6 protein-coding genes are annotated in these 6,420 nt (G+C 57.2%); 4 read left to right on the top strand and 2 right to left on the bottom strand.

What is annotated here, in order from left to right:
* Positions 1–94: 94 nt before the first annotated feature.
* The gene (gene ilvD / locus ACR0EN_RS15235; protein ID WP_170395133.1) at positions 95–1,927 is read right to left on the bottom strand and encodes a dihydroxy-acid dehydratase; all 1,833 of its coding nucleotides are present in this window, start codon (positions 1,925–1,927) and stop codon (positions 95–97) included.
* A gap of 104 nt (positions 1,928–2,031) precedes the next feature.
* On the opposite strand from ilvD, the gene ACR0EN_RS15230 reads away from it, so the two are divergent.
* The 4 genes from ACR0EN_RS15230 (at position 2,032) to ACR0EN_RS15215 (ending at position 5,005) form a co-directional block, all read left to right on the top strand.
* Entirely contained in the window at positions 2,032–2,589 is a 558-nt protein-coding gene (locus ACR0EN_RS15230) for an XRE family transcriptional regulator (RefSeq protein WP_170395136.1), read from the top strand.
* A 14-nt stretch (positions 2,590–2,603) separates the two neighbouring features.
* Positions 2,604–2,873 carry a CBU_0592 family membrane protein gene (locus ACR0EN_RS15225; protein WP_170395139.1) on the top strand — a complete coding sequence of 90 codons (270 nt, stop codon included), beginning with the start codon at positions 2,604–2,606 and terminating at the stop codon, positions 2,871–2,873.
* A gap of 93 nt (positions 2,874–2,966) precedes the next feature.
* Positions 2,967–3,821 (top strand): 3-mercaptopyruvate sulfurtransferase, encoded by an 855-nt coding sequence (sseA, locus tag ACR0EN_RS15220; RefSeq protein WP_170818470.1) that lies wholly within the window; start codon positions 2,967–2,969, stop codon positions 3,819–3,821.
* Positions 3,821–5,005, top strand: coding sequence for an amino acid aminotransferase (locus ACR0EN_RS15215; RefSeq protein ID WP_170818471.1), 1,185 nt, complete (start codon positions 3,821–3,823; stop codon positions 5,003–5,005). The genes sseA and ACR0EN_RS15215 overlap by 1 nt, the downstream gene beginning before the upstream one ends.
* A gap of 70 nt (positions 5,006–5,075) precedes the next feature.
* Here the strand turns inward: ACR0EN_RS15215 and ACR0EN_RS15210 are convergent, their stop codons facing one another.
* Positions 5,076–6,398 (bottom strand): ammonium transporter, encoded by a 1,323-nt coding sequence (locus ACR0EN_RS15210; protein ID WP_170395150.1) that lies wholly within the window; start codon positions 6,396–6,398, stop codon positions 5,076–5,078.
* Positions 6,399–6,420: the final 22 nt, after the last annotated feature.

The raw sequence follows: 6,420 nt of genomic DNA, 5'->3' as shown, positions 1-6,420 counted from the left end.
GCAAAGCGCGGCGCCGGGCCCAAATTCCGATACATGGAATCGGCGCAGCCGATTCCATGTATCGGGTGCGGGAGTGTTCGCTCACCCGCAGTGCTTAGACCTGACGGACGGCCCCTTTTGCGGCACTGGTCGTCAATTTGGCATAGGCTTTTAGCGCGGTGGACACTTTACGCTTACGTGGTGCAACGGGCTGCCAGCCCTTCTCGTCCTGCTCTTCGCGCCGCGCGGCCAGGTCTTCGTCGGAGACCGCCAGATGGATGCTGCGGTTGGGAATGTCGATTTCGATCGTGTCGCCGGTTTTCACCAAACCGATCTCACCACCTTCCGCTGCTTCGGGCGAGACGTGGCCGATTGATAAGCCCGAGGTGCCACCCGAGAAACGACCGTCAGTCAGCAGCGCGCAGGCTTTGCCCAGTCCCTTGGATTTCAGATACGAAGTCGGATACAGCATTTCCTGCATTCCCGGCCCACCACGCGGGCCTTCGTAGCGGATCACCACCACGTCACCTTCCTTGACCTTGCCGGTCAGAATATCATTCACTGCCTGATCCTGGCTTTCGCAGACATAAGCTGAGCCTGTGAATTTCAGGATGTTCTCATCCACACCCGCAGTTTTCACGATACAGCCGTCGCGCGCAATGTTGCCGAATAATACCGCCAGACCGCCATCCTGGCTGAATGCATGCTCTTTCGAACGGATCACGCCGCCTTCGCGGTCAGTGTCCAGCTCCTTGTAGCGGTTCGACTGGCTGAAGGCTTGTGTAGTACGCACGCCGCCGGGCGCCGCTTTGAATAGGTCCTGAGCCTTCGGGTTGTTGGCGACTTTGATGTCCCAGTTGGCAATTGCTTCACCCATGGTGCCCGAATGCACTGTATGGCAATCCTCATGCAGCAAGCCTGCGCGGCTGAGTTCACCAAGGATCGAGAAGATGCCCCCAGCGCGGTGGACGTCTTCCATGTGCACGTTTTCGATGTTGGGCGCGACTTTGCACAAACAGGGCACTTGGCGGCTCAGGCGGTCCATGTCGGACATGGTGAAATGCACTTCACCTTCGTGCGCGATGGCCAGCAAATGAAGCACCGTATTGGTTGATCCACCCATTGCGATATCCAAGCTCATGGCATTTTCGAACGCGTCGAACGTGGCGATTTCACGCGGCAGGAAGCCTTTCTCGTCCAGATCATAGTGGCGCTTGGTGATCTCGACGATGCGGCGACCGGCCTCTAGGAACAGCTCTTTCCGGTCGGCATGGGTGGCTAGAGTTGAGCCATTTCCTGGCAGCGCCAGTCCCAGTGCTTCGGCCAGACAATTCATCGAATTCGCGGTAAACATGCCCGAACACGACCCGCAAGTAGGGCAGGCGTTTTCCTCGATGTGCTGAACTTGCTCATCGGTGAAGCGATCATCCGCCGCAGCAACCATCGCGTCGACAAGGTCGATCTTCTTGGCGTCCAGATCGGCGATGTCGATCTTGCCCGCCTCCATAGGTCCACCCGAGACAAAGATCGCAGGGATGTTCAGACGCATGGCCGCCATCAACATGCCGGGCGTGATCTTGTCGCAGTTCGAGATACAGACCATAGCGTCCGCGCAGTGGGCGTTAACCATGTATTCAACAGAATCCGCAATCACCTCACGCGAGGGCAGCGAATACAGCATCCCGTCATGGCCCATGGCGATGCCGTCATCGACCGCGATGGTGTTGAACTCTTTGGCGACACCGCCAGCGGCCTCAACCTCACGCGCAACCATCTGTCCCAGGTCCTTCAGGTGGACGTGACCGGGTACAAACTGGGTGAACGAGTTGACGATGGCGATGATCGGTTTGCCGAAATCGTCGTCTCCCATACCGGTGGCGCGCCACAGGCCGCGGGCACCGGCCATGTTGCGGCCATGGGTGGAGGTTCTGGATCGGTACATTGGCATGATGCTGTATCCCTATTGCCCAAACTGCGATATTGGGTGTGTACGTTATAGCGCACGTATCATATGTACGTTATAACGCACAAGACAAATCGCAGGGCGCGGGTATGGAATCGGACGAACTAACGCTGAAACTAAGGGATGTGCGGGCGGCATCCGGGCTGAGCCTGTCAAAAGTCGCGGAACTCACCGGGGTCAGCAAAGCCATGCTGGGCCAGATCGAGCGTGGCGAATCAAGCCCGACCATCGCGACCCTGTGGAAGATCGCGAAGGGTTTCCAGCTCCCGCTGAGTGCATTGATTGGTACTGCTGCAATGCGTGACACGACAGATGCTGATGTGTTCAGTACCGTGAGATTTCCGGGAAGTATCGAAGTCAAAATTGTCTTTCCTTTTGATCCCGCATTGGGGGCCGAAACATTTCATGTCGAGTTGTCACCCAATCAAAGCCACGAATCTCCGGCCCATGCAGCAGGCGTAACCGAAGAGGTTTTTGTTCTGAGCGGAGCATTGGACGTGCTGCGAAATGGAAACTGGGTTCCGCTGCAATCCGGTCAAGGGTTGCGATTTTCTGCGGATGTGCCGCATGGATACCGCGCTGGTGATCAGGGCGCTGCTTTTCTAAATATGCACCACTATTCGCAACCAGCGGAAGTTTCAGAATAGGAAAGCCCCATACAATGACCGCACTACTGGACAGTTTGACCGTCGTCGATGCCATCGGCTCATTCGGGGCTTTGATCGTTGTTGCGGCATATTTTGCGACCCAGATGCGAGTGATGAACTCGGAGGATCTGGCCTTTCCGCTGGTGAATCTTATCGGTTCGGTGCTGATCGTGTTCTCACTGCTGCAGAACTTCAATCTTGCGTCCATGCTGATCGAAGGCTTCTGGATCATCATCAGCGTTATTGGGATCATCCAGTATTATCGCCTGCGTCGTTTGCGATAAATCCAGTGTGGTCGGGACGCTAGCGCTATCCAGCCTTGAACCTGCATCCTGCCAAGTATAGGGAAAACCCAAGCTCGCTTAGGGGAGGCATAGATGCAGGACGATCCAAAAACCCTCGTTTCTACCGAATGGCTTGCCGCACATCTCAAGGATCCGGATCTAAGGATTCTGGATGGGTCGTGGTACCTGCCGCAGCAAGCGCGAGACGCCAAGGCAGAGTATGTCGCTGCCCACATCCCTGGTGCGCGGTTCTTTGATATTGATGAGATATCCGACCATCGTTCCGACCTGCCGCATATGGCACCTCCGGTCGAGAAGTTCATGTCGCGCCTGCGCGCGATGGGCGTTGGCGATGGCCATCAGGTCGTGGTCTATGACGGTGCGGGGCTGATGTCGGCGGCGCGGGTCTGGTGGTTGTTCCGTCTGATGGGACAGGACAATGTAGCCGTTCTGGATGGTGGACTGCCAAAATGGCAGTCCGAAGGGCGCGAGATCGAAGACCTGCCCCCCATTATTCGCGACCGTCATATGACGGTGCGGGTTCAGAACCACCTTGTCCGCGATGTGACGCAAGTTTCATCAGCCGCGAAGCTTGCGGATCACGAGATCATCGATGCCCGCTCGGCGGCCCGTTTCTTCGGGACCGAAGCCGAACCGCGCGAGGGGTTGCGCTCGGGTCATATCCCAGGCTCGCGCAACGTGCCTTTTGGAATGCTGTTGAACAAGAATGGCACGATGAAGTCGCCCGAAGACTGCCGCGCGGTTTTCGAAGATGCCGGCGTCGACTTATCGAAACCCGCGATCACATCCTGTGGCTCTGGTGTGACTGCCGCAATTCTCAGCCTTGCCTTGGAACGCATGGGCAAGAAAGACCACGCGCTATATGACGGCTCCTGGGCTGAATGGGGTGCCTTCCCAACCCTGCCCGTCGCAACCGGAGAGAACTGATGTTCGAGAACCTTAAACCGCAGCCGGCAGACAAGATTCTGGCGTTGATGCAGATGTACCGCGACGACCCACGTGATCAGAAGATCGATCTGGGCGTTGGCGTCTACAAGAACGCCGAAGGGGTCACTCCGGTGATGCGCGCGGTGAAAGCAGCTGAAAAGCGTATTCTCGAAGAGCAGAAGAGCAAGGCTTATACCGGTCTGGCTGGTGATCCAGCCTTTGCGGACGCGATGATCGACTTGATCCTCGGAACTTCTGTCCCGCGTGGCAACATCGCAGCCGTAGCCACCCCCGGTGGTACCGGAGCCTGTCGTCAGGCGTTTGAGATGATCCGTATGGCCAACCCCACCGCGCGTGTTTTCGTGTCGAACCCCACATGGCCAAACCATTTGTCGATCCTGAACTATCTGGGGATCGAGACAGTCCAATACCGATATTTCGACGGAGAATCGCGTGGCGTCGATTTCGACGGTATGATCGAGGACCTGAAAACTGCCAATGCAGGCGACGTGGTTCTTCTGCACGGCTGTTGCCACAACCCAACGGGTGCCAACTTAAATATGGTGCAATGGCAAGAGGTCGTGAACCTGATCAACGCACGTGGCCTCGTCGCAATGATCGACATTGCCTATCAGGGCTTTGGCGACGGTCTGGAAGAAGATGCGCAGGCAACCCGTCTGGTCGCATCGTCAGTGAAGCGCTGCCTGATCGCGGCGTCTTGTTCGAAGAACTTCGGCGTCTACCGCGAACGCACCGGCCTGCTGATGGCGATCAGTGACGATCCGGCACAGACTGCACTGAACCAGTCTACGCTGGCATTTTTGAACCGCCAGAACTACTCATTCCCGCCTGATCACGGCGCGCGGGTGGTGACGACGATCCTGAATGACGATGCTCTGCGGGCAGATTGGGCGACCGAATTGGAAGATGTCCGCCTTTCCATGCTGGGCCTGCGTCAGCAACTGGCTGATGAGCTGCAGAGCCTTAGTGGATCGGATCGATTTGGATTTATCGCCCAGCATCGCGGCATGTTCTCGCGACTGGGGGCCGCGCCAGAACTGGTTGAAAAGCTGCGTGCCGATCACGGCATTTACATGGTCGGTGACAGCCGTCTGAACATCGCTGGTTTGAACGCCAATACTGTGCCCATTCTGGCGCAGGCGATTGTCGATGTCGGCGTCTGAGCGATATCTTTGAATGAAGGAAAACCCGGGCGCGAACGCCCGGGTTTTTTTGTTTTTACTTGGTTGGCTATTAGCCCTTGGAGAATTCCGGATAGGCTTCCATACCCAGTTCAGCCATGTCGAGGCCGTTGATCTCGTCCTCTTCGCTAACACGGATACCTACGGTGGCCTTCAGGATCGACCAAAGGATAAGAGCAGCACCAAAGGTGAAGACCCCATAAGCAATGATGCCGGTCAGCTGAGTGATCAGGCTGGCTTCGCCATAGAAGATCACGGCGATGGTGCCCCAGATACCGGCGAACAGGTGAACCGGGATGGCGCCGACTACGTCGTCGATCTTAAACTTGTCCAGCATCGGAACCGCGAAGACCACAATGATGCCGCCCACAGCACCGATCCACAGAGCGCCGAACAGGGTTGGGGCCAGCGGCTCAGCAGTGATCGACACCAGTCCCGCCAGCGCGCCGTTCAGCACCATGGTCAGGTCGGGCTTTTTGTACAGCAGTTGTGTCATGATAAGGGCGGCAACGGCACCAGATGCAGCAGCCATGTTAGTGTTGGCAAAGATGCGCGATACGTCCGAGACATCTCCTACAGTGCCCATCGCCAGCTGCGAACCACCGTTGAAGCCGAACCAACCCAGCCACAGGATAAAGGTACCCAGAGTGGCCAGAGCCAGGTTCGAACCAGGCATCGGGTGCACTTTACCGTCCTTGTACTTACCGATGCGCGGCCCAAGGATGAGGGCACCTGCCAGAGCCGCCCAGCCACCGACCGAGTGCACGATGGTCGAACCAGCGAAGTCCGAGAAGCCTGCTTCGGACAGCCAACCACCACCCCACTGCCACGAGCCCGAGATCGGGTACATGATGCCGGTTAGGACAACAACGAAGGCAAGAAAGGGCCACAATTTGATCCGTTCAGCCACCGCACCGGACACGATCGAGGCGGTCGCTGCGACAAAGACCAGTTGGAAGAAGAAATCCGAACCGATTGAGGCGTAGTCAAGCGCCGCAGCATCTGCACCGACACCCACTGGGTCAAGCACGGTGGTCGAGAAGAACGGGCCCAGCCAGCCAGAAATTGTCCAACCATCACCGGGGTACATCAGGTTGAAGCCGATCAGCCAGTACATGATCGCGGCGATTGAAAACAGCGCGATGTTTTTGGTCATCTGCATCGCGACGTTCTTTGAGCGCACCAGCCCGCCTTCGAGCATGGCAAAGCCTGCAGCCATGAAGAACACCAGGAAACCGCCCATCAGGAACAGCAGCGTGGTGAAGATATATTGGGTGTGTTGCGCGGGCTCTCCGGTAGCGGCCTCTTGCGCAAGACCCATCTGCGGCAGTGCGACGATCGCAGCGGCAGGGATGAGAGATTTCATCAGGTTCATTGTTAGTCCTCGAGTGATTGTG

The organism is Ruegeria sp. AB7, from assembly GCF_056542625.1.
Note: the sequence above shows the minus strand (reverse complement) of the source record. Positions and strands in the feature narration are given on the sequence as shown.

What these genes read in the sequence shown, in the direction of transcription:
- ilvD (WP_170395133.1), bottom strand. Translation starts at nt 1,927, where the DNA reads ATGCCAATGTACCGATCCAGAACCTCCACCCATGGCCGCAACATGGCC.
- ACR0EN_RS15215 (WP_170818471.1), top strand. Translation starts at nt 3,821, where the DNA reads ATGTTCGAGAACCTTAAACCGCAGCCGGCAGACAAGATTCTGGCGTTG.
- sseA (WP_170818470.1), top strand. Translation starts at nt 2,967, where the DNA reads ATGCAGGACGATCCAAAAACCCTCGTTTCTACCGAATGGCTTGCCGCA.
- ACR0EN_RS15230 (WP_170395136.1), top strand. Translation starts at nt 2,032, where the DNA reads ATGGAATCGGACGAACTAACGCTGAAACTAAGGGATGTGCGGGCGGCA.
- ACR0EN_RS15225 (WP_170395139.1), top strand. Translation starts at nt 2,604, where the DNA reads ATGACCGCACTACTGGACAGTTTGACCGTCGTCGATGCCATCGGCTCA.
- ACR0EN_RS15210 (WP_170395150.1), bottom strand. Translation starts at nt 6,398, where the DNA reads ATGAACCTGATGAAATCTCTCATCCCTGCCGCTGCGATCGTCGCACTG.